At 44.6% G+C, this 20444-nt stretch carries 22 protein-coding genes; 14 read left to right on the forward strand and 8 right to left on the reverse strand.

The genetic code is table 11. The features are described 5' to 3' along the window. Window positions 1–14: 14 nt before the first annotated feature. The 5 genes from H8S84_RS02300 to H8S84_RS20270 all read right to left on the reverse strand — a co-directional run bounded on the left by H8S84_RS02300 (window position 15) and on the right by H8S84_RS20270 (window position 5803). Window positions 15–467 (reverse strand): GNAT family N-acetyltransferase, encoded by a 453-nt coding sequence (locus H8S84_RS02300; RefSeq protein WP_187065658.1) that lies wholly within the window; start codon window positions 465–467, stop codon window positions 15–17. 142 nt (window positions 468–609) lie between these two features. Further along, a complete protein-coding gene (locus tag H8S84_RS02305; protein ID WP_187065659.1) occupies window positions 610–1533 on the reverse strand; it encodes an amidohydrolase family protein in 924 nt (307 codons plus the stop codon). A 235-nt stretch (window positions 1534–1768) separates the two neighbouring features. Then, window positions 1769–2398 carry an OmpH family outer membrane protein gene (locus H8S84_RS02310; protein WP_317175416.1) on the reverse strand — a complete coding sequence of 210 codons (630 nt, stop codon included), beginning with the start codon at window positions 2396–2398 and terminating at the stop codon, window positions 1769–1771. 77 nt (window positions 2399–2475) lie between these two features. Next, window positions 2476–3795, reverse strand: coding sequence for a tRNA (N(6)-L-threonylcarbamoyladenosine(37)-C(2))-methylthiotransferase MtaB (gene mtaB / locus H8S84_RS02315; RefSeq protein ID WP_187065660.1), 1320 nt, complete (start codon window positions 3793–3795; stop codon window positions 2476–2478). Window positions 3796–3961: 166 nt separating this feature from the next. After that, complete coding sequence (locus tag H8S84_RS20270) at window positions 3962–5803, reverse strand: LTA synthase family protein (protein ID WP_187065661.1); 1842 nt, start codon at window positions 5801–5803, stop codon at window positions 3962–3964. Window positions 5804–6073: 270 nt separating this feature from the next. Here H8S84_RS20270 and H8S84_RS02325 point away from each other — a divergent pair, with 270 nt between their 5' ends. Continuing rightward, window positions 6074–8266 (forward strand): glutamine synthetase III family protein, encoded by a 2193-nt coding sequence (locus H8S84_RS02325; RefSeq protein ID WP_187065662.1) that lies wholly within the window; start codon window positions 6074–6076, stop codon window positions 8264–8266. 103 nt (window positions 8267–8369) lie between these two features. Here the strand turns inward: H8S84_RS02325 and H8S84_RS02330 are convergent, their stop codons facing one another. Beyond that, window positions 8370–9056, reverse strand: a complete 687-nt coding sequence (locus H8S84_RS02330) for an MCP four helix bundle domain-containing protein (RefSeq protein WP_187065663.1) — start codon at window positions 9054–9056, stop codon at window positions 8370–8372. Window positions 9057–9241: 185 nt separating this feature from the next. Between H8S84_RS02330 and H8S84_RS02335 the strand changes: the two genes are divergently transcribed. The 7 genes from H8S84_RS02335 to H8S84_RS02365 all read left to right on the forward strand — a co-directional run bounded on the left by H8S84_RS02335 (window position 9242) and on the right by H8S84_RS02365 (window position 15579). Beyond that, the gene (locus tag H8S84_RS02335) at window positions 9242–9964 is read left to right on the forward strand and encodes a peptidase-C39 like family protein (protein ID WP_187065664.1); all 723 of its coding nucleotides are present in this window, start codon (window positions 9242–9244) and stop codon (window positions 9962–9964) included. Between the two features lie 3 nt (window positions 9965–9967). Then, on the forward strand, window positions 9968–11437 hold the full coding sequence (locus H8S84_RS02340; protein ID WP_187065665.1) for a RimK family protein: 1470 nt from the start codon (window positions 9968–9970) through the stop codon (window positions 11435–11437). Continuing rightward, complete coding sequence (locus tag H8S84_RS02345; RefSeq protein WP_187065666.1) at window positions 11430–12686, forward strand: carboxylate-amine ligase; 1257 nt, start codon at window positions 11430–11432, stop codon at window positions 12684–12686. The genes H8S84_RS02340 and H8S84_RS02345 overlap by 8 nt, the downstream gene beginning before the upstream one ends. Next, a complete protein-coding gene (locus tag H8S84_RS02350; protein WP_187065667.1) occupies window positions 12680–13408 on the forward strand; it encodes an N-formylglutamate amidohydrolase in 729 nt (242 codons plus the stop codon). Before H8S84_RS02345 ends, H8S84_RS02350 begins: the two co-directional genes overlap by 7 nt. Window positions 13409–13537: 129 nt before the next feature. Continuing rightward, on the forward strand, window positions 13538–14137 hold the full coding sequence (locus tag H8S84_RS20275; protein ID WP_317175417.1) for a YqaE/Pmp3 family membrane protein: 600 nt from the start codon (window positions 13538–13540) through the stop codon (window positions 14135–14137). 125 nt (window positions 14138–14262) lie between these two features. Beyond that, window positions 14263–15195 carry a DnaJ C-terminal domain-containing protein gene (locus H8S84_RS02360; protein ID WP_187065668.1) on the forward strand — a complete coding sequence of 311 codons (933 nt, stop codon included), beginning with the start codon at window positions 14263–14265 and terminating at the stop codon, window positions 15193–15195. 27 nt (window positions 15196–15222) lie between these two features. Then, entirely contained in the window at window positions 15223–15579 is a 357-nt protein-coding gene (locus tag H8S84_RS02365; RefSeq protein WP_230407019.1) for a hypothetical protein, read from the forward strand. Here the strand turns inward: H8S84_RS02365 and H8S84_RS02370 are convergent. Continuing rightward, a complete protein-coding gene (locus H8S84_RS02370) occupies window positions 15566–16366 on the reverse strand; it encodes a pseudouridine synthase (RefSeq protein ID WP_187065669.1) in 801 nt (266 codons plus the stop codon). The two genes, H8S84_RS02365 and H8S84_RS02370, sit on opposite strands and share 14 nt — an antisense overlap. Before the next feature lie 87 nt (window positions 16367–16453). On the opposite strand from H8S84_RS02370, the gene H8S84_RS02375 reads away from it, so the two are divergent. From H8S84_RS02375 to H8S84_RS02400, 6 genes are all read left to right on the forward strand, one after another. Next, on the forward strand, window positions 16454–16654 hold the full coding sequence (locus tag H8S84_RS02375) for a hypothetical protein (RefSeq protein WP_187065670.1): 201 nt from the start codon (window positions 16454–16456) through the stop codon (window positions 16652–16654). A 92-nt stretch (window positions 16655–16746) separates the two neighbouring features. Beyond that, window positions 16747–17169, forward strand: a complete 423-nt coding sequence (locus H8S84_RS02380; protein WP_187065671.1) for a hypothetical protein — start codon at window positions 16747–16749, stop codon at window positions 17167–17169. A 113-nt stretch (window positions 17170–17282) separates the two neighbouring features. After that, window positions 17283–17570: a GIY-YIG nuclease family protein gene (locus H8S84_RS02385; RefSeq protein ID WP_187065672.1), complete on the forward strand. Its 288-nt coding sequence runs from the start codon at window positions 17283–17285 to the stop codon at window positions 17568–17570. Window positions 17571–17757: 187 nt separating this feature from the next. Then, entirely contained in the window at window positions 17758–18756 is a 999-nt protein-coding gene (locus tag H8S84_RS02390; protein ID WP_187065673.1) for a cation diffusion facilitator family transporter, read from the forward strand. Window positions 18757–18826: 70 nt separating this feature from the next. Then, window positions 18827–19501: a peptide-methionine (S)-S-oxide reductase MsrA gene (msrA, locus tag H8S84_RS02395; protein ID WP_187065674.1), complete on the forward strand. Its 675-nt coding sequence runs from the start codon at window positions 18827–18829 to the stop codon at window positions 19499–19501. 74 nt (window positions 19502–19575) lie between these two features. Next, window positions 19576–19977, forward strand: coding sequence for a phage holin family protein (locus H8S84_RS02400; RefSeq protein WP_187065675.1), 402 nt, complete (start codon window positions 19576–19578; stop codon window positions 19975–19977). Window positions 19978–20019: 42 nt separating this feature from the next. Here H8S84_RS02400 and H8S84_RS02405 read toward each other — a convergent pair whose 3' ends face one another. Beyond that, complete coding sequence (locus H8S84_RS02405; protein ID WP_187065676.1) at window positions 20020–20382, reverse strand: DUF779 domain-containing protein; 363 nt, start codon at window positions 20380–20382, stop codon at window positions 20020–20022. Window positions 20383–20444: the final 62 nt, after the last annotated feature.

Here is a 20444-nt window from a genome sequence, read left to right on the forward strand (position 1 = left end):
TAGGGTATACTTGCTTATTGCTCAATTAAGGTTTTGCTACGCCATGCATTATAGCTCATCTCAAATCTGGTTTCGTCAGATCCGTTAAGTCCGGTTTCTTCCCAGCCTTGCCTGCGGTAAAATTCTTCAGCTCTGGTGTTAAAGCCTGTCCCTAACCAGATGGTGGCTGTCGTCTGGCTGAAGTACCAGTTAAGCATGATGTTTTGCAGTTGTTTGCCGATGCCGTTCCCTTCGTGTTCTGGTTTAAGGAACAGTGCCCATACATTACATTCCTGCAGATCTGCTATGGCAAAGCCCACAATTTCACCATCAATCTCACAAACCCAGCCTTTGCCACGTTTAGTTAAATAATCCTCACAATGCTGATCAGTCACTAAAGTAGGATCCGAAAGTATGTTTTCTCTAACTGAGTGCCGGACTTTTTGAATCTGTGGTATATCGGAAACTGTTGCTTCTCTGAAGGTCATATAAATTTGGTATTTGGCTACTTGTTCCAGTACTGCTTGTCACTTCACTTTAGTGCGCTTAGAGCAAAATTATGAAGCGTTATGGATAAACTTTATAAACTTACTGCATTTTTATTCAATCCTCAGTTTTAAATATACCTATCTATTGCTTCTTCTGTGTGTCTATTTGTAGAAACCTTGCAGCATTGTTGTATAGAATATCTCTTTTTTGTTCCTCTGTCAAAAAATCGGCGTCTTCAATGGTCTGAATCCCTTTTTCAATCATCTCCGGCCAGCGCATCTGATCGGAGCCGAACATTATCCGCTTACCCAGTCCGGCGCTTATAAGTGCTTTTAAGTAACTATAAAATGCACTTCTCGGAATCACCCAGGTAATAGTGGATACATCGCCATAAAGTTGCGGGTACTGATACATCATTGCTATCATTTCATCGAGATAGGGATATCCGGAATTTTCTACATAAAGCCTGAGTTTTGGATGTCGAACCAACACATCTTCCAATAAAAGCGGGCTGCCGTAAGCTGAACGAAAAGACGGAAGGTAGGGCCCAATGCCTGCTGTGTGAATGAGTGTAGGGACGTTAAGTTCTTCGGCAAGGGCAAAGTAAGGTTCAAGTTTCGGGTCGTTTGGCGCGATGCCACTTAGTTGTGTAGCTATTTCTCCCATGCCGCCATAAAAGCCTTCTGCGTATTTCTTTCTAAGGTCTTCTGCTTTGGGTTGTCCAGGTTGGAAGATAAATGGAGCGGCAATAAAACGATCCGGATCCGCTTTGATCCATTTCGCAATGATTGCGGGGTCAAGGCCACTCAGATGGGCCCTGACGATATTGTAGCGATCCATGATCTCTAATGTTTTTCTTAACGTTTCATCATGGCTCGCAGTAGCACCACCTGTACCTTCACATGGTTCCGGCCTGCAGAGAGCAGGTTCTCCTTCATTAATCTTGTAAGGTGGCAGGTCGGCATGCAGGTGCATGTCGATTATGGGTGGCCGTTTCTGACCATACAAAGCGCTGGTAAACTGACTTAGAAAAAGAAAAAGGTAAAGGATACTGAGCGTTTTCATAATAATGTATTTAAGTATAAACTCAATGAGTTATTCAGTTTTGCTCAATTATTGGCCTACATAAATGCAAATCCCGGTTACCACACTTTAATAATGTTTACGGTAGTTGTTTGATTTTTTGGTAAAAACTTATGGTTAAAGCACTACTGCGTGATACCTACATCAGTTATGAAAAATCATTATATAAAAAAAAGGCGAACCTAATGGCTCGCCTTTCTGGTATAGCTATTGCTTATTACTTCTTCTTCGGAGTTTCTTTTGCTTTGTCGGCTTCAACTTTCTCTGTTTCGTACTCTTTGTTAAGGCCTTCAACTACTTCAGTAGTGATATCTCTTGTAGAGTCGCTATAAAGGATGGCGCTGTTGCCACGCTGGTAAGTAAGTACCATTTTATAGCCTTTCTCTTCGCTCAGTTTCTTAAGGTAAGACTCTACCTGATCGTAGATTTTCTTCATTTCCTCAGACTCTTCGCTCATTAGCTCGTTGCCAGAGCTTTGTTGTAGCGCCTGCAACTGCTGCTGCTTCTGCATCAGGCGTTGCTCTGTAGCGGAAGCCTGCTGAACAGTCATGTTTGCAGCCTGCTGCTGGAAACGCTGAACTTCTTTCTGGAAAGACTCTGCCTGAGAACGCAGGCTTTTCTCTTTGGCCTCTGCTTTACCCTGTAGTCTGGTTCTAACGTCTTTAAAATACTCATAGTTAGCCAGTAGCGAATCAGAGTTAACATACACAATGTCAGGAGTGCCTGCTTCGGTTGTTTGTGTAGCACCAGTTTCTTTTACAACTACTGCCTTTTCGCCATTTTGATCGCAGGATGCAAGGGCAGCTGTAGCCACAGCAAGGCCCAAGGTTAGTTTTAATAATTTCACAGTAAGTTTTTAGTTTATCTAAGTTGGAAGTTTTTCAACTCTAAATATAGCTTAATTTTCGTTTAAGCCTAAACATTTTAATGCTTTAGTATCTCCTGGTAGGTTTCTTCAGCCTCCATCAGGCCATTTGTGTCAATCCCTGTCAGGCGCACATGCTTCAGTTCGTTAACCAGCACCGGGTCATACTTGGCAGCTACACGCACGTAATTTTCCGTCCAGCCTTCCATTACTCCGTCTTTCACGTCGTCTTCAAACAACACTGTAAACTCACGGCTAATATTCTGCTCGTAGAAGTGACGCTTCTTTTTCTCAGATAAGATGCGAAGCATATCGGCACGGCGGTTACGGTCTTTTATACTTACCTTGCCGGGCATGTCTGGAGCAAGGGTATTTTCACGCTCAGAGTATGGGAATACGTGCAGGTAGCTAACATCCAAGTCATTGATGAAGTTGTACGTCTCCAGGAAGTCCTCTTCTGTTTCGCCTGGAAAGCCCACAATCACATCCACCCCAATGCAGCAATGCGGCATAAGGGCTTTTATTTTAGCCACACGATCTGTATATAGTTCGCGCTGGTAGCGGCGGCGCATCAGTTTTAATACCTTATTCGAACCCGACTGTAGCGGCACGTGGAAGTGCGGCATGAAACGCTGGCTCTGACTCACAAACTCAATAATTTCGTCCTTCAGCAGGTTTGGCTCAATAGAAGAGATTCTAAAACGCTCAACTCCTTCAACCTTATCCAGTTCCTGCACCAGTTCAAAGAAAGTCTCTACACGTTTGCCGTCCTGCAGCCCAAAATCACCAGTATTTACCCCTGTCAGCACAATTTCTTTTACACCTGATTCAGCAATCTCGTGTGCAGACTTCACTACATTAGCTATACTGTCGGAGCGGCTATTGCCACGGGCTAAGGGTATAGTGCAGAAGGTACAGGAGTAATCGCAGCCGTCCTGTACTTTAAGAAAGGTACGGGTGCGGTCGCCGAAGGAGTAAGAGTTATGGAATGTATTGGCTTCTGAAATAGGGCTGGCGTATACTTCGGCCTTGTCTTTTTTCTCAAACGTCTCCAGGATATCTACCAGTTGAAACTTTTCGGCAGCGCCCAATACGGCATCTACACCCGGTATTTCAGATATCTCTTTTGGTTTAAGCTGCGCATAACAACCTACTATGGTAATAAAGGCATTAGGCGAGTGCTTCAGGGCCTCTTTTACAATTTTACGACATTTCTTATCGGCATTGTCGGTTACCGAGCAGGTGTTAATGACGTAGATATCAGGCGTATCTGTAAACTCTACTTTCTCAAACCCACGCTCCTGGAAAATGCGTCCGATGGTGCTGGTTTCGGAGTAGTTTAGTTTACAGCCTAAGGTATAAAAAGCTACTTTCTTCATAATAAGAGCGCAAAGGTACGAAATTTAATTGTGAATGAGTGAATGCGAGAAACAGTGAGTTTTGTTTTTTACGCAACGTGTAAATTGTTGGTAATTAACTAGAAAGATGAGCTTGGTCTTTAAGCGTCTGATGTGTCTTTAACATTCACACAATCACTCATCTTGATTATTTCTTTACAAAATCGCCATATGAGTACTGCATATAGGCTTTACCCAACTCTACCTGCTCTTCCGGTACGCTGCTGTCTTTACTGATCACTTGCTTCGATACATTATCAAAAGTAAGCACACCCTGTGGAGTAATGTACCCAAAGCCGTCGTTAAACACATAAAAAGCAAACGGATTGGCTACAGGAGCCAGCAAATTGTGCCCCCAGGTAAACTCCTGGTGCGGCAGCTTTAGTGTGGCCAGCAGGGTAGTGGCAATATCTGTTTGGGAGCCGATAGTGTTAATTTTAAGGCCCTGTCGCTTTACAGCACCTCCGGTAAGTATAAACGGTATCCGGAATTTGCTGGGCTGGTGGTTAGCATCATCGCCGGGCAGAGGGTGTCCGTGATCTGCAGCCAGTACGATAAGGGTGTTATCCCACCATGTTTGCTGCTTTGCCTGTTCTATAAATCTACCCAGTGCCCAATCTGTATAATACACGCTGTTCCGGAACAAGGCTTCATTAGTTGTGCCGGAAAATTTAGGATCGATTGGAATCTCGAAGGGTTCGTGGCTGCTTAAAGTATAAACTGTCGAGAAAAAGGGCTGCTTCTCCTGCTTCAATTCCTCCAGCACCCTATCAAAAAGTACATGGTCATGCGCTCCCCACTTAGAATTATAGGTACTCGGATCAAAATCATACTTGTCTGCCAGCTTATGATAGCCACCATTTAGCAAGTATGATTTAATGTTTGCAAACTCCAGTTCTCCTCCGTAATAGAAACTGGTCTTATAACCCCGCTCCTTAAAAACTTTACTTAACTGCGGTAGCTTCTCTGTTTTTTTAGGGGTTTTGATGATCGAAGTAACCGTTTGTACAGGATAACCGCTTAATAAGGCAACCATTCCTTTTTCGCTTCTGTCGCCGCTGGCATAGAGGTTAGTAAAGGTGATACCTTCTGCTGCCAGTTTATCTAAATTAGGCGTTACATCCGCTTCACCGCCTAAATGGTCTACTAGTTTGGCAGTATAACTCTCAAGTATGATAAAAAGAACATTGGGCTTGGCTGTGTTGCGGAGGACAGTTGTGTCAACTGGCTGTGAAGTATGATAAAGAGCCGCAATTTTTTCAGCTGCTTCCTCTTCTGGCATGTACTGATATGGATTACTGCTCGTCTTGCTATACTTGAGCATGGCGTGCATCAGGTTCCAGGGCATGTTAAGGCCGGCATGGTTAGCATAAGGCTTATCCGAAAAGTATACAACACTCTGGTTAATCGGAATCTGCTGCCATCCGCCACGCAGCGGCAACACCAGTAGTACCAGGTACATAAAAGAAAGGCCCCCGGCTAAAAGTTTGCTGCTGTTAAATGAGTACTTCTTTTTGCCGAAGAGATACAAGTATAAAAGTATAAATCCAGCGCTCAGTGCCATTGTAACCAGGCTTAGCAGGAATACAGGTGCTGTGGCTGCTGTGGCAAACATTTCGCCGGGTGTATTTAAGTATTGTAGCGGCGTAGCATCTAGTCTGAAGCCCCAGAAAGTATAAAGTTCCAGGTCTGCAGAAAGCAAAACCGATATCAGCACCAATATGGTAAAGGTATAGGACCTGATAAAACCGCCGACTTTAAGCCTTGGCCAAAAAGCGGCAACTGTGCTCACCAGAAAGGGAATAATACTGATATAGGCTGTAAATGAGGCATCCAGTCTTAAGCCGTACAGGAAAGTATTAAAGAGGTCTCCACTGCTCAATTGCTCTGATTTATCCAGGTGGTAAACCAGAAACAAGGCACGGGCTACTACAAAATACAGCAGCCAGAACAAAAAGTATAAGGGTTGAAAGTATACGTGTTTTTTCACGTCACAAATATAAAGTAATACTCCAGCCAATCTTAACGATAGCCTGAGAAAGAAAATTCCAGTATCAAACTGTTGGGGTTAATCAAATATGAGGGGGTGTACTATGTAATAATATTATCGGCGCAATTGGCCTTTATAATTTAGGGGGTGTTAAATAAATATTGTATTTAAAATCTTAAGCACCCCTGTAAATTTATACCCCTTTCTGTTGCACTTGCATAAATTCCTTTATCTTTGCCTCAGAAATTTAACCCAACCCCTTTTATATCCATGGCAATACTTCGTTTCAAGGCGCTCGAGCTGGTAAGCCAGCGCAAATCAGGTGAGGTAGTACTTCCATCTCACAAAATATCAGATTACTACGGCGAGAACGTGTTTGGCTTCGATGCCATGCGCGCTACTATGTCTTCAGAATACTTTAAGCGACTGGTTCGCACAACGGAAGCAGGAGAGAAGGTAGACCGCAACCTGGCCGACGCTGTTGCTGCTGCCATGAAAACATGGGCCATCAGCAAAGGGGCTACGCATTATACGCACTGGTTTCAGCCGTTAACAGGCACTACTGCCGAAAAGCATGACTCTTTTTTCGACCTTACTTCTGACGGAGAAGCGATTGAAAGCTTTAAAGGCAATGCCTTGGTACAGCAGGAGCCGGATGCATCGTCTTTCCCGAGCGGTGGTATTCGTAACACCTTCGAGGCGCGTGGCTACAGTGCCTGGGATCCGTCTTCTCCGGCTTTCCTGATAGAGAATGCGGGTACCAAAACTCTTTGTATCCCTACCATATTTGTTTCTTATACAGGTGAGGCATTGGACTATAAAGCTCCTTTGCTTAAGTCGCTGAAACTGCTGAACGATGCAGCTGTGCCGGTTTGCCAGTATTTTGATAAAGATGTAACCAAGGTTAGCACTACATTAGGTATAGAGCAGGAGTACTTCCTGGTAGATAAAGCCCTTTATGAAGCGCGCCCTGACCTGATCGTTTCTGGACGTACTTTATTTGGACATGCGCCAGCCAAAGGACAGCAGTTGGAAGACCACTACTTCGGAAGTATACCTAGCCGCGTACACGCTTTCATGGTTGATTTCGAAAAGTCAGCCTGGAGATTAGGCATTCCGCTTAGAACCCGCCACAATGAGGTAGCGCCAAACCAGTTTGAGTGTGCCCCTACGTTTGAAGATGCAAACTTGGCTGTAGACCACAACCAGTTGCTGATGGATATCATGGATCGTGTTGCGGAGCGTCATAACTTTAAAGTGTTGCTTCATGAGAAGCCATTTAAAGGTGTAAACGGTAGCGGTAAGCACAATAATTGGGCTATGAGCACCAATACAGGCATTAACCTATTATCCCCTGGTAAAAAGCCAAAAGAAAATCTTCAGTTCCTAACGTTCTTCATCAACACGATTAAGGCTGTTTACAAGTATGACGACCTGCTTCGTGCAAGTATAGCCTCTGCCAGCAACGACCACCGCTTAGGAGCCAACGAAGCACCACCGGCTATCATGTCAGTGTTTATCGGTCAGCAGCTAACAGCAGTGTTGGATGAGTTTGAGCGTACCTCTAAAGTGCCTATCGAAAAAGGCGATAATATGTACCTGAAACTGGGCATTGACAGAATACCGGAAGTTTTACGTGACAACACAGACCGTAATCGTACTTCTCCATTTGCCTTTACAGGTAATAAATTCGAGTTCCGTGCCGTAGGTTCTTCTGCTAACTGCTCTTCGTCCATGACAGTTCTGAACACCATTGTAGCAGATCAGCTGCTGGAGTTCCGCAAAACAGTGGATGACTTGATCGAGAACCAGGGCGTTAAAAAAGAAGTGGCTGTTATCCAGGTGCTGCGTGAGTATGTAGCCGAGTCGAAGCGAATTCGTTTTGAAGGGAATGGTTACTCAAAAGAGTGGGAAGAAGAGGCAGAGCGTCGTGGTTTGTCTAACATTAAATCTACACCGCTTGCCCTGGATGTATACGAGCGTGAGGATGTAGTGGAGCTTTTCTCCAAGCACGGCATCTTAACGAGCGTTGAACTAAAGGCGCGCCATGAGATCCTGTTGGAAGACTACATCAAGAAGATTCAGATCGAATCGCGTGTGATGGGCGACCTGGCTGTAAACCATGTCATTCCTACGGCTGTCGCATATCAGAATAAACTCATACAGAACATTCGTGGTTTGAAAGATCTTGGTTTAGAAGATGAGTTTACTCAAACAACACTAGAAGCTATCAAAAAAATGTCTCGCCACATTACTACTATCCAGAAGAATGTGGATGCCATGATCGAGGCCCGTAAGATAGCTAACAAAGAAGAAGATGTGCGTGAGCGCGCCATCATGTACCGGGAGCAGGTGTTTAACTATTTTGATACTATCCGTTATAGCGTTGATAAACTGGAGCTGATGGTAGATGATGAAGACTGGCCATTGATAAAGTACAGAGAACTGATGTTCCGCCGATAGTACTTCACTAATATCAATTAAAAAGGCACCTATAATGGGTGCCTTTTTGCATTCTGCATCTTAAGGTTTCAGTGCAAGAGTTTCGGGTAGTATTGTGATTATGCTAGTTTAAGCGGAAGTTCTGCTGCTTAATAGAGTTTAGCTTGCGCGAAGTCTGCAGCAGCGTTGCCACAAGTAGTGCTATGATAACCGCCATGGCAATTACAAGTGTAGTCAGGAGTTTTATAAAGTTCATTTGCCTTTCGGCCGAATTCAATAATTCATGTCCTATGGTACCCTGAATTTTGCTTAAATCATGCAGTGGGTTAAGCAGTAACTGAAATGAAGCGTTTCCAGCTGTATTAAAACTTTTCTTGGCTGCCACAGTGTTCAGGTTACCGCTTTGGCTAAGTATCGCATTTTGGACGGTCAGCAGGTTTTGCCGCGCTTTTTTATAGTTCTCAAGGCTCTGCCGCTCGTCTATGGTGAGGTAGGTACCCTCAAATTTAACAAGTATAGAGTCTATCTGCTTCTGATTTTGGCTGATATCTCCGCTTAACTTCTCTTTTTCAGTTGTATCGTCTGTAAGGATGTGCTCCTCCAGCAGCAGGTGATTTTTATAGCTGCGCTCTACTATAGCTGATATATCCAGCGCCGGCACCAACCTGTCTTCATACACAGATTTGAAGTGATGGCTAACCTGCTTCATGCTGTAGTTAACAAACCAGTTAGCAAGCACAATCACCAAAAAGATAAACCCAAGGGCAAGAGCTACTTTGTCACGTTTCCTTATACCTATGCTCCAATTCATAGACGCTACTGCTTATTTTATCTTAAATCTATAAAAACTTACAAGATTTACAAGTTAAAGAGTAGCTGATTTCGTGCCAGATTATGTATGAATGACAACAACATCGTTTAAAAATACTAAAACTAAACCTGACAGGCGCGTATAAAAGGCACATCAATGATGTCTTAAATTAGAAGCCATACTTCGTGATCCCGATAAAGATACACACGCAACCAGACGACTCCACTTGTGGCCCCACCAGCCTGCATGCCGTGTACCGATATTTTAAAGATCCAATCACACTTAGCGATGTAATAAAAGAAGTACCCTACCTGGATGAGGGTGGCACACTGGAAGTATTGCTTGCCTGCCATGCCTTAAAGCGCGGCTACAGGGCCAGTATTTATACTTACAACCTGCACATTTTCGACCCAACTTGGATCGGCCTCAGCAACGAGGAGATCATCTTAAAACTAGAGCAGCAGTTGGAGTATAAGAAAGGAAGCAAGTTCAGGAGGGCAACGATGGCGTACATCGAGTTTCTGAGGCTGGGCGGGGAGCTCAAAAGCCGCGACCTTACCAAATCACTTTTAATAGAATATTTTGAACAGGGTATACCTTTGCTTACAGGTTTAAGCGCCACTTATCTTTATCGCAGCGCACGCGAGTTTGCCGACGAAGCAGGCAATTCGGTTTACGACGATGTACAAGGCTACCCCATGGGGCACTTTGTGGTGCTCTGCGGGTTCGGCGAAGACATGAAGAGTATTGTAGTGGCTGACCCGTACCAGGAGAACCCCTACTTTAAAGACAATTATTACGAGGTAAAAGCATCTCACCTGATTAATTCCATTATGCTGGGCATGGCCACGTTCGATGCGAACCTGCTGGCTATACAACCATCCATCACTGAACCCGACCAAGTATAAAACATGCGAAAAATAGTTGTTGTTGATTATCTCAAAGACTGGGATGCGGCGATAGAAGATATAGAGGTAATTGAAGCACAAAGCTATCTTACCGACACAAAATACACCGATATCCGGAATGCCCGGATATTTAACCTGTGCCGATCTTACAGATACCAGAGCGCGGGCTACTATGTATCGTTGCTGGCAGAGGCGCGCGGGCACAAGCCCATACCCAGCGTTACCACCATGCAGGACCTGAAAAGCCCCACCATTGTGCGGGCCATTACCGTGGAGCTGAACGAGTTGATACAGAAAAGCCTGAGCAGCCTGCGTTCTAAAAGCTTTACCCTGAGTATCTATTTCGGGCAGAACGTAGCCAAGAAGTATGAAAAGCTCTGCAAACAGCTGCACGACCTGTTCCAGGCGCCACTGCTGCGCGCGCAGTTTGTGTTTAAAGATGAGTGGGTGCTGCAAAGTATAACTCCTATACCAATAAACGAGGTACCCGAAAACCATCAGAGCTACTTAAGGCGGTTTGCCAAATCATACTTTGCAAGGCACCGTTTCTCAGGCGCGCGCATCACCCGCAAAACATATGACCTGGCCATACTTGTAGACCCTGACGAGCAGGAGCCGCCTTCAGATAAAAAAGCTATTCAGCAGTTTATGGATACCGCCGACGCGATGGGCTTTTACGTGGAGCTTATAACAAAGGATGATTACCGCAGGCTGCCGGAGTTCGATGCGCTCTTTATCCGCGAGACTACCTCCGTCAATCACCATACTTATAAGTTTGCCCGTAAGGCGTTTGCAGACGGACTTGCCGTGATAGACGACCCTATATCCATTTTACGCTGCACAAACAAAGTATACCTGGCAGAATTGCTGGCGAAGGCAAAGGTACCAACGCCAAAGACCATGATCATCCATAAAGACAACCGGAATGAAGTGGAGAAGGAACTGGGCTTGCCTTGTGTGCTCAAGAAGCCGGATAGCTCTTTCTCGCAGGGGGTGGTAAAAGCTAAGGACCCGGAATGCCTTAAAAAGAATCTGGATGAGATGCTGGCAGATTCTGAGCTAATAATCGGGCAGGAATTCTCGCCAACAGATTTTGATTGGCGCATTGGTGTGCTGGATAAACAACCGCTGTACGCCTGTAAGTACTTTATGGCGAAAGGCCACTGGCAGATATATAATTGGGAAGGAAAGAAACAAGATACAGCCGGAGACGTAGAGACAGTTCCATTCGAAGATGTTCCGTTTGTGGTACTCCATACCGCACTTAAAGCTGCTAACCTGATAGGCGATGGCCTGTATGGAGTAGACGTAAAAGAGATAGACGGAAAAGCTTACATAATTGAGGTAAACGACAACCCCAGCATTGAGGCGGGGTGCGAAGACAAAATTCTAAAAAAAGAACTTTATGCATCCATTATTAAGTCCATTAAGCGCCGTATCGACAATCACAAAAACATTAGGACAGATGAGTAGCCGCAAAACACCCTTGCACCTTTTTGAAGGATTTGGTGTCGAACTGGAGTATATGATCGTGGATCAGGACAGCCTGGAGGTAAAGCCTATTACAGACAAACTGATTTATGACGAGGTGGGAGAGTACTTGTCTGATGTGGAGTTTGGCGACATTGCCTGGAGCAACGAACTGGTGCTGCATGTAGTGGAATTGAAGACACAAGGGCCTGTGGCGAAACTGGCCGGTCTGCAATGGAAAATGCTGGAGCACGTGCGTAAGATAAACCAGATGCTGGAGAAGTATAATGCAATGTTGCTCCCGACTGGTGCTCACCCGCTTATGAACCCAGACACCGATACTAAACTGTGGCCGCATGAGTACAATGCCGTGTATGAGGCTTACAATAAGATATTCGACTGCCGGGGCCATGGTTGGGCTAACCTGCAGAGCACGCACCTGAACCTGCCATTTGCCAACGACAAAGAATTTGAGAAACTGCATGCGGCGATTCGTGTGCTGCTTCCGATAATACCTGCCTTAAGTGCCTCATCTCCAATTCTGGATGGTAAGCTCAGTGGTCTGGATGATACCCGACTGGAAGTATACCGCCATAACCAGGACAGGATTCCTTTGATCGCCGGTAAGGTAATACCAGAGCAAGCTTTTAGTAAGAAAGCGTATGAAGACAAAATTCTTAAGCCGATCTATCAGGCTATCAAACCCTACGATGAAGAAGGAGTGTTGCAGGATGAGTTCCTGAACTCCAGGGGTGCCATTGCCCGTTTTCAGCGAAATGCCATCGAGATCAGGCTTATAGATATACAGGAGAGTCCGGTGGCGGATATGGCCATTGCACAGGCAGTTGTATCTGTATTACAAGCCCTAGTTGCAGAGCGATGGGTAAGCATAGCAGACCTCAAAACCTGGGATGAAAACAGGTTGGCAGCCATACTTGAGGACGTGATTGCCAAAGGACAGCAGGCTGTAATCACAAACATGGAGTTTATAGACCTGTTCGGGTTTAAGTGCACTGAAAACTGCACAGTTGGGGAGCTCTGGAAACATCTTGCCAAAGAAACCATTATGCTAGACGATCAGCCTGAAATAGCCTACGCCTTGCACGTGATCCTATCAAGAGGAAATTTATCGAGAAGAATATCTGAGGCAGCCGGCGAGAATCCATCAGAAGAACGTATAAAAGAAGTATACCAGAACTTAGCTATTTGCCTTCAGAACGGAGGTGTGTTTTTACCAGAAAAACCATGCTAAAACTACTGTTAACTTGTGAGCACGGAGGTAACCAGATACCTGTTGCCTACCAGTCGCTTTTCCAGGGGCACCAAGATGTACTAAAATCCCATGCCGGTTATGATATAGGTGCACTTGAGTTATTTAGAGAACTAGAGCCTATAGCTGATATCTGTTTTTTCTCCGAAACGTCGCGTTTGCTTGTAGAACTGAACAGGTCGCTGCACCATAAAAAGCTCTTTTCAGACTATACTAGGTCTTTGGCTGATAGCGATAAGAACTTTATACTTAAAAACTACTATTATCCGTACCGCGACAAGGTGGAGCAACTTGTGCAAGATTTTGTAAGGGCTGGCCGCAGTGTGCTGCACATATCCATCCATTCGTTTACCCCGGTGCTAAACGGAGAGGTTCGTCATGGTGATATTGGTTTACTATATGATCCGAAGCGAAAAGGCGAACAGCAATTTTGCAAAGAGTGGCGACAGGCAATAAATAAACAGAGCCCGGCATTCCTTGTCCGCAACAATTATCCTTACCTGGGCATTGCAGATGGTTTCCCGACATACCTGCGCAAAAGATTTAAAGCTGATGAATACATGGGCATTGAGCTGGAGGTTAATCAGAAGTTTCCGGAGGGAGATCCGAAACAATGGCAGGTGCTAAAGGATGTTTTGAAAGCTTCTTTATCTGAGGCATTCCAGAATAAACGTCCTCAGCAGCAGCAGGAAAGGGTAGCCTGATTTGGTAATAATGGTACTTTATTAAAACAAAGTTTATACATATGAAGTATTGTTCATTATATAGCTAGTTACTATACTTGCTGTAAAAGCATGTGTATTAAATTTTTTAATTACTTAATTCCTGAAACTATGAAATTTAAAAGTCTACTTAACCTGGCCATTATTATTCTAGCTGCGCAGATGATGTTTGCCTGTAGCTCGGCCGAATACTATAAGTTTGCACCTCAAAAGCCTGAAGCGTACAACAAGGCAAAAGAAAAGGCAACTCCAACTCCTGAAGCAGATGCTCTTTCACTTTCTGAGATAGCTTTATTGGCAGCAGAGGAAGAGGCCACTAAACAGAACGCAGAACCTGCTCTGGAAGCGAGTGTAGCTGCGCCTGCAGTAACTCCTAAAAAAGCAGTAAAGCCAATAATTGTAGAAGAGAAAGTAGTTACCGAAACTATAACAGAGGCGGAGGCCATGGAACTGGCAAAAGAACGCATTGCCAACATGACCAAAGCAGAGAAAAAAGAGCTTAAGAAAGATTTGAAAGAGGCACTTAAGCAGGACAGAGGAGGAAGCAGAACCTCTATCGTTGAAATCATACTTGCTATACTGCTGCCTCCATTGGCGGTGTTCCTGCACGATGGTATCGGCACCTCCTTCTGGATCAATATCATCTTGACGCTGCTCTTCTTCTTACCTGGTGTGATACACGCATTACTCGTTGTAACAGATTCTATCTAACATCAGCATAAGTGTAAAAATTGACGGAAGCACTGCCTTGGCAGTGCTTCTTTGCGTTATGCAACTTAACAAAGAGGTAACAGTACAACATAACATACTACTGCAAAGTCAAAAAGTATCGCCAAATGGAATACAAGGACTATTATAAAATACTGGGAGTAGAGAAATCTGCTTCGCAGGCAGACATAAAAAAAGCCTACCGTGCCTTAGCCAAGAAGTATCACCCGGATAAGAACAAAGGCGACCAGGCAGCTGAAAATAAGTTTAAGGACATCAGTGAAGCCTACGAAGTATTAGGAGATAAAGACAAGCGTGCGCAGTATGATCAGTTGGGTGCTAATTGGCGGCAGTTCCAGCAAGGGGGAGGTCCGGCAGGTGGCAGTTACCAAAGCTACGGCGGCGGCTTTTCGCAGCAGGACATTAACGATATGTTTGGCGGCAGCGGAGGTGGCGGCGGCTTCTCAGATTTCTTCCAGCAGTTTTTTGGCGGAGGTGGCGGTTTTGGCCAGGCAGCGGGTGGCAGAACACGCACCCATAGAGGACAGGACTATCAGGCCGAAATGGAGATAACCCTGGAAGAAGCATACAGCGGTACCTCCAGGCTGATTAATACAGATCAACAGCAACTTCGTATCACCACCAAGCCCGGCGTTGCAGACGGACAGACACTTCGTATCAAAGGCAAGGGAGGTCCGGCTGCCGGTGGTGGCCAAAGCGGTGATTTATACATTAAGGTACTCATCAGGCCGCACCCCAAATTTGACCGCAAAGGCGATGATCTGTACACGGACCTGAATCTGGACATGTACACAGCCATACTTGGGGGAGAGACGCATGTGAACACTATGAGCGGAACCATCAAGCTAAAGATACCCGCTGGGACACAAAACGGCAAGACACTGCGGCTACGCGGCAAAGGGATGCCACACTACGGCAAACCCGACCAACACGGTGATCTTTACGTAAAAATAAATGTAATGCTGCCAACACAACTTAACAATGAAGAGCGCAACCTGCTTGAAAAACTAAGAGATATGCACCATACAAAGGCAGCCTGATTAGTATTAAATTAAAAACTGATAGCCATGCTGATGACCATTGAAACAACAAGTACAAATAGTCCGCTGGAGCAATTCATAGATAGCCTGGCTGACCAGAACCTGACGTACTATGCTTCGGACCTGCTGCACCTGACTGGTTGTGAAAGCATGGATGAGTTAGGAACTGCCCTTAGGCGCGCCACAGAAGTGTGCACCTGCATGCATATTCCGCTGCGAGAGAACTTTAAAGTTGTGTTCAGGCCACAGAATGGTGAGTTGGTGCAAGACTGGCGCCTTTCGCCGATGGCCTATATGCTCATGGTGCTTAACTCTAACTCACAAAACGATCTGGTAGCCCACTTGCAGGTAGAAATGGTCAAACGTGTGCTCAATCCTGAGTAGCCTGTACTGGCTGTGGCAGCACCTCCTGCGTGTTTAAAACATCCATCCACTCAAAGCGGAAACAAAGGCGCAGCATGTTATCCGGCATCTGTGCTTTTATACTTACAGCTTCTCCAGTAAACGGGTGTTCAAAGTATAAGTTAGCAGCGTGCAGTAGCAGGTAAGGGCTTTCCAGTTCCTCCAAAAACATCTTGTTATGGCGCCAGTCGCCGTGCCTTTTATCACCTACAATATAATGCCTGATGTGGGCAAAGTGTTTCCTGATCTGGTGCATACGGCCTGTTTCGGGTTGTATACTTACCAAACTATAACGTGCAGTTGCATAACGACCTACGGGTATGGGCAGCTCAATAGTGGCTAACCGGGTGTAGTGAGTTATAGCATCCTGTGGAGCCTTTTTTTTGTGGTCTTTGTCTGGTTTGATCGGGTTATCGATTGTCTGGGCTTCAGGACTGTATCCCCTTACAATGGCAAAATAAGTTTTATCTACCTGTTTGTCTTCAAAAGCCTTTACCATTGGTGCAGCAGCCTCCGGTGTTTTGGCAAATAGCAGTACACCAGAGGTGCCCCTGTCAAGGCGGTGTACCGGGTACAGACGGTATCCCAATTGATCGCGCAACAGTTGCAGCGCAAATTCCTTTTTCTCTTCGGCTATTCGGGTGCGGTGTACCAACAGGCCGTTTGGCTTGTTAATAGCCACGTACCATTCATCTTCGTAAATCAGCTGCAGCACAGTTTTAATAGTAATTCCAATGCAAAGATAAGCTAATCTGCGGTTTGTAAGCATGCTGGTATAGTTTGCCGACTAAATCATAACAAACCATGATTAACACGTATATTTGCAAGTATAAGTATACAGGCAAAATCAGACCAGATGGCTATTTCAGTAGATAATCTTCGTAAAGGGAAAAAGTATAGGCTCACTAACTACGGCGAACAGTTTGATTTTCAGGTGATGGAGATGCCAGAAGAAGAAAAGTACCTTTTAAAAGATTTGCACACTCTAGAATTCTACCATCTACATGATTTGATAAAGTATGGAAGAGGAAGGGATTTTGATCTTGAGGAGATTTAGAAATTTACATTCTGCTATCATACTATCTGAATATGATACATTTAGGGTCTAACGCGTATAGCAAGTATACTTAAGTTAAACAGATAAGCTAAATGATAACCAAAGGGGTCAACTTCAAAGGCAGAGTTTTATATACCACTGATTTTCTAACCGTATCATTAGAAATAGATGAAGAGTACCTCTATGCTGATTGGTCGGGAGTAATAGATGCTGCCAGAGCCAAAGCCGGTTGCAATGCCATACTTGACTGCCTACGTAATCATTCTAATGCCAAAATTCTTAATAATAACAGTAAAGTAACCGGACATTACCCAGGAGCTATCGATTGGGTAGGTAACGTATGGTTTCCTGAAATGTATAAGCTTGGCGTGCGTTGGTTTGCCTGGGTTTACTCTCCTGAATTTTATACACAACTTGGCACAGATCAGATTATCAGCCTAAGTTCACAGGTAACTATAGAAACATTTTATGATATAGATTCCGCCCTGCAATGGCTGGTAAATAAAACCTCCTGATTTACACATATAGGGGCTAAAACAACAATACTACTTTCTTCTCCTTTGCGTTAACCTTACAGGCATCCATGCAGTATACACATGGTAGCTACTAACCTGCAAGATCTACTCTTATGCAAAAGAAACACCCTCATTTTTTCGTGTACATTTTCGGTGAAGAGCCCGGAGCAGATGTACAGATAGGCATTGCCGACAACTTACTGCAACGCGTTGCCCAACTTAGGGAGCAGGACCATTCTATTCAGCCATTGTCGCATAAACTGGTGTACTACGAGCACTACGATGAAGAAGCGGTTGCGCTGAACAGAGAGCGGCAAATTAAAAGCGGAGATCGAAACAGCACAAACAGTTTGATAGCCTCCATGAACCCAAACTGGCTGGACCTTAGCGATACTCTTTAGTTTATTACTGCTGCTCTTGTACAGGCGATGAAACAAAGCATCGCCTTTTCTTTTTCGTGCCAACTAAGTAGCAGCTAAATCGGTTATTTAAACCAAAGTGGTCTTCTGCAATGGCCTTTGTGGTGGCAAAGGTGTATCTTTAGCTAGATCTAAGTATAATTACCTCTGATAAACTTAACTCCGCTTAGTGGACTTAAACAGAAAAAACTATCGCGAAAACATCAGGCTACAGATATCTGTGTTGCTAGTGGGTGGATTGTTGCTGATAGCCAAGTTTGTAGCTTTCTTTCTTACTAACTCCAACGCCATACTTACAGATGCACTTGAGTCTATCATCAATGTGGTGGCAGGTGCTTTCTCGCTTTATAGCCTGGTGCTTTCGGCGCAGCCAAAAGATTTGAACCACCCTTACGGGCATGGGAAAATTGAGTTTGTAGCTGCCACTCTCGAAGGCTCATTAATTGTAGTAGCAGGAGGTGCCATCATTGTAAAGTCAGTTTATAATTTGTTCGAGCCTCAGATTCTCAGGCAGCTAGATATCGGTATTATACTTGTTGCTGCCGGCGGGATCATAAACTATGTTGTAGGCGCTATAACTGAACGGCGCGGCAACCGCAATAACTCTTTGGTATTGATAGCAGGGGGGAAGCACCTGAAAATTGATGCCTATTCTACTGCGGGTATTTTGATAGGTTTACTGCTTATTTACCTCACTGGCATGGTGTGGCTAGACAGTATAGTAGCTATTATTTTTGGATTAATGATCGGTTATACCGGCTATAAAATACTGCGCTCTGCCATTGCAGGTATCATGGATGAGGCCGATTACGAACTGCTGAAGCGCATTGTACAGGTGCTTAACGAAAACAGGCGCGAAAACTGGATTGATATACACAATCTGAGGGTGATAAAGTATGGTGCCACGCTGCATATCGACTGCCACTTAACCGTGCCCTGGTACCTGAACGTACAGGAGGCGCACGACGAGGTAGAGGCAGTCGGAAAGCTTATCCAAGACAAGATAGACCCAAGTATAGAACTCTTCATCCACACCGACCCTTGTATAGCACCTTCCTGTCAGATTTGCACAAAAGACGATTGCGAGGTGCGCCAACACCCATTCAAAGAAAAAATAGAATGGGACTTTGATAAAGTAATTGCCGATAGGAAGCATGGCCTGTATTAACGCTGCTATAAGAATGGTTTAAATCCGTTACGTAGGTTGGTGCGTACATAATTTTATAACTATCATTGCTATGGCTATACTTTCATACTTATTTCTTCCTTTAATTCTCCTGGTCAGTGCCTGCTCCCAACAAACCACTGACAAAACATCGATTATAGGTCCTTCAGATACAAGCAACTTGATTGAGGCTGACACAGCAGGACTTGCAAAAGCCACTTTCGCAGGTGGTTGTTTCTGGTGCACCGAAGCATACTTTGAGCGTGTGCAGGGAGTTAAAGCAGTTATTTCTGGTTATGCCGGAGGAACAACCGCAAACCCCACTTACGCAGAAGTAAGCGCAGGCAACACAGACTTTGCGGAGGCTGTGCAGGTATACTATAACCCGGATAGTATAAACTACGAAAAATTAGTGGAGGTTTTCTTTGCTACACATGATCCAACTACCTTAAACAGGCAAGGCCCAGATGTAGGGGAGCAGTACAGGTCTGTGGCTTTTTATCGCACTGCCGATGAACGCCGCATCATAGAAGACCATATTCAGAAACTGGCTAGCTCAGGGAAGTATAAAAACAAGATTGTTACCTATGTGCAGCCGCTTAAAAAGTTCTGGCCCGCAGAACAATACCACCAGGATTACTACGTCCGCAATCCATCAGATCCTTATGTAGTTTCAGTGGCAAAGCCAAAGGTGGAGAAATTCGAGAAGCAATATAGCAGTATACTTAAGCCCCAATATGATAACTAAAGTAGGTTTCCTATCAAATTAGCGCCTTTGTACGTAACATGAAGTCTAAGAACTAAAACAACTAAAATAAAACTATGGACTTTATAATTAACCTGTTAGTTACAGCTGGTGTTATTCTGATACTTTCTTATGCCATGTCGAGTGTGCATGTAAAGAGCTTTATTACTGCGCTTTGGGTTGCCTTTCTTATAGCCATTGTAAACGCCACACTAGGATGGATTTTAAGAGGAATTTTTAACCTGGTATCGTTTTTCCTGCTGGAGGCGATTGTCAGCCTGATCGTAACGGCATTGATGATAAAGCTAGTTGATGCTCTGGTGAAAAACTTTAAAGTAGATGGTTTTTTACCTGCTCTGATAATTGCTGTTGTTACAGCACTGGCAGTGGCTGCAGTAGGTTGGATTACAGGCGGAAACGAAGAATACGGTATGATGATTGAACCGATGCAGCAGTTAACTGAACAGTACTTTGCTTAACTGAATAAAATAGCCCATCAGCTGCAGAAGTTAGTTGATGGGCTATAATTCAGGCAGTGCTTCCATTTCCTGCTCTGTAAATATCCTCGACCTGATGTGAAACCTGACACCCATTGGAATTTCAAGGGAAAAGCTGGAGCCTCTGCCAGGTACTACATCCAACGTTAGCTGCGTGTGCTTCCAGTATTCATACTGGAATCGGGCCATGTAAAACTTGCAGCCATGCACTTCGCCAAGTAGCACGTCATTATCTCCAATTTTAAATTCGCCTTCTTCAAAACACATCGGCTGTGATCCGTCGCAGCAGCCACCGCTCTGATGAAACATCAGGGGGCCATACTTTGCCCTTAGTTCATCTATCACTTCTTTGGCTTTATCTGTAACTAATACCCGCTTTACATCCATAGTTGAAATATATAAACAAGCCCTCCCGGCTATACCAGAAGGGCTTGTTGTTTGTTAGAAAC

The organism is Pontibacter cellulosilyticus, from assembly GCF_014306105.1.
Classification (GTDB): Bacteria; Bacteroidota; Bacteroidia; order Cytophagales; family Hymenobacteraceae; genus Pontibacter; species Pontibacter cellulosilyticus.

What these genes read in the sequence shown, in the direction of transcription:
- H8S84_RS02300 (WP_187065658.1), bottom strand. Translation starts at nt 467, where the DNA reads ATGACCTTCAGAGAAGCAACAGTTTCCGATATACCACAGATTCAAAAA.
- H8S84_RS02305 (WP_187065659.1), bottom strand. Translation starts at nt 1,533, where the DNA reads ATGAAAACGCTCAGTATCCTTTACCTTTTTCTTTTTCTAAGTCAGTTT.
- mtaB (WP_187065660.1), bottom strand. Translation starts at nt 3,795, where the DNA reads ATGAAGAAAGTAGCTTTTTATACCTTAGGCTGTAAACTAAACTACTCC.
- H8S84_RS02325 (WP_187065662.1), top strand. Translation starts at nt 6,074, where the DNA reads ATGGCAATACTTCGTTTCAAGGCGCTCGAGCTGGTAAGCCAGCGCAAA.
- H8S84_RS02330 (WP_187065663.1), bottom strand. Translation starts at nt 9,056, where the DNA reads ATGAATTGGAGCATAGGTATAAGGAAACGTGACAAAGTAGCTCTTGCC.
- H8S84_RS02340 (WP_187065665.1), top strand. Translation starts at nt 9,968, where the DNA reads ATGCGAAAAATAGTTGTTGTTGATTATCTCAAAGACTGGGATGCGGCG.
- H8S84_RS02345 (WP_187065666.1), top strand. Translation starts at nt 11,430, where the DNA reads ATGAGTAGCCGCAAAACACCCTTGCACCTTTTTGAAGGATTTGGTGTC.
- H8S84_RS02350 (WP_187065667.1), top strand. Translation starts at nt 12,680, where the DNA reads ATGCTAAAACTACTGTTAACTTGTGAGCACGGAGGTAACCAGATACCT.
- H8S84_RS20275 (WP_317175417.1), top strand. Translation starts at nt 13,538, where the DNA reads ATGAAATTTAAAAGTCTACTTAACCTGGCCATTATTATTCTAGCTGCG.
- H8S84_RS02360 (WP_187065668.1), top strand. Translation starts at nt 14,263, where the DNA reads ATGGAATACAAGGACTATTATAAAATACTGGGAGTAGAGAAATCTGCT.
- H8S84_RS02365 (WP_230407019.1), top strand. Translation starts at nt 15,223, where the DNA reads ATGCTGATGACCATTGAAACAACAAGTACAAATAGTCCGCTGGAGCAA.
- H8S84_RS02370 (WP_187065669.1), bottom strand. Translation starts at nt 16,366, where the DNA reads ATGCTTACAAACCGCAGATTAGCTTATCTTTGCATTGGAATTACTATT.
- H8S84_RS02375 (WP_187065670.1), top strand. Translation starts at nt 16,454, where the DNA reads ATGGCTATTTCAGTAGATAATCTTCGTAAAGGGAAAAAGTATAGGCTC.
- H8S84_RS02380 (WP_187065671.1), top strand. Translation starts at nt 16,747, where the DNA reads ATGATAACCAAAGGGGTCAACTTCAAAGGCAGAGTTTTATATACCACT.
- H8S84_RS02385 (WP_187065672.1), top strand. Translation starts at nt 17,283, where the DNA reads ATGCAAAAGAAACACCCTCATTTTTTCGTGTACATTTTCGGTGAAGAG.
- msrA (WP_187065674.1), top strand. Translation starts at nt 18,827, where the DNA reads ATGGCTATACTTTCATACTTATTTCTTCCTTTAATTCTCCTGGTCAGT.
- H8S84_RS02400 (WP_187065675.1), top strand. Translation starts at nt 19,576, where the DNA reads ATGGACTTTATAATTAACCTGTTAGTTACAGCTGGTGTTATTCTGATA.
- H8S84_RS02405 (WP_187065676.1), bottom strand. Translation starts at nt 20,382, where the DNA reads ATGGATGTAAAGCGGGTATTAGTTACAGATAAAGCCAAAGAAGTGATA.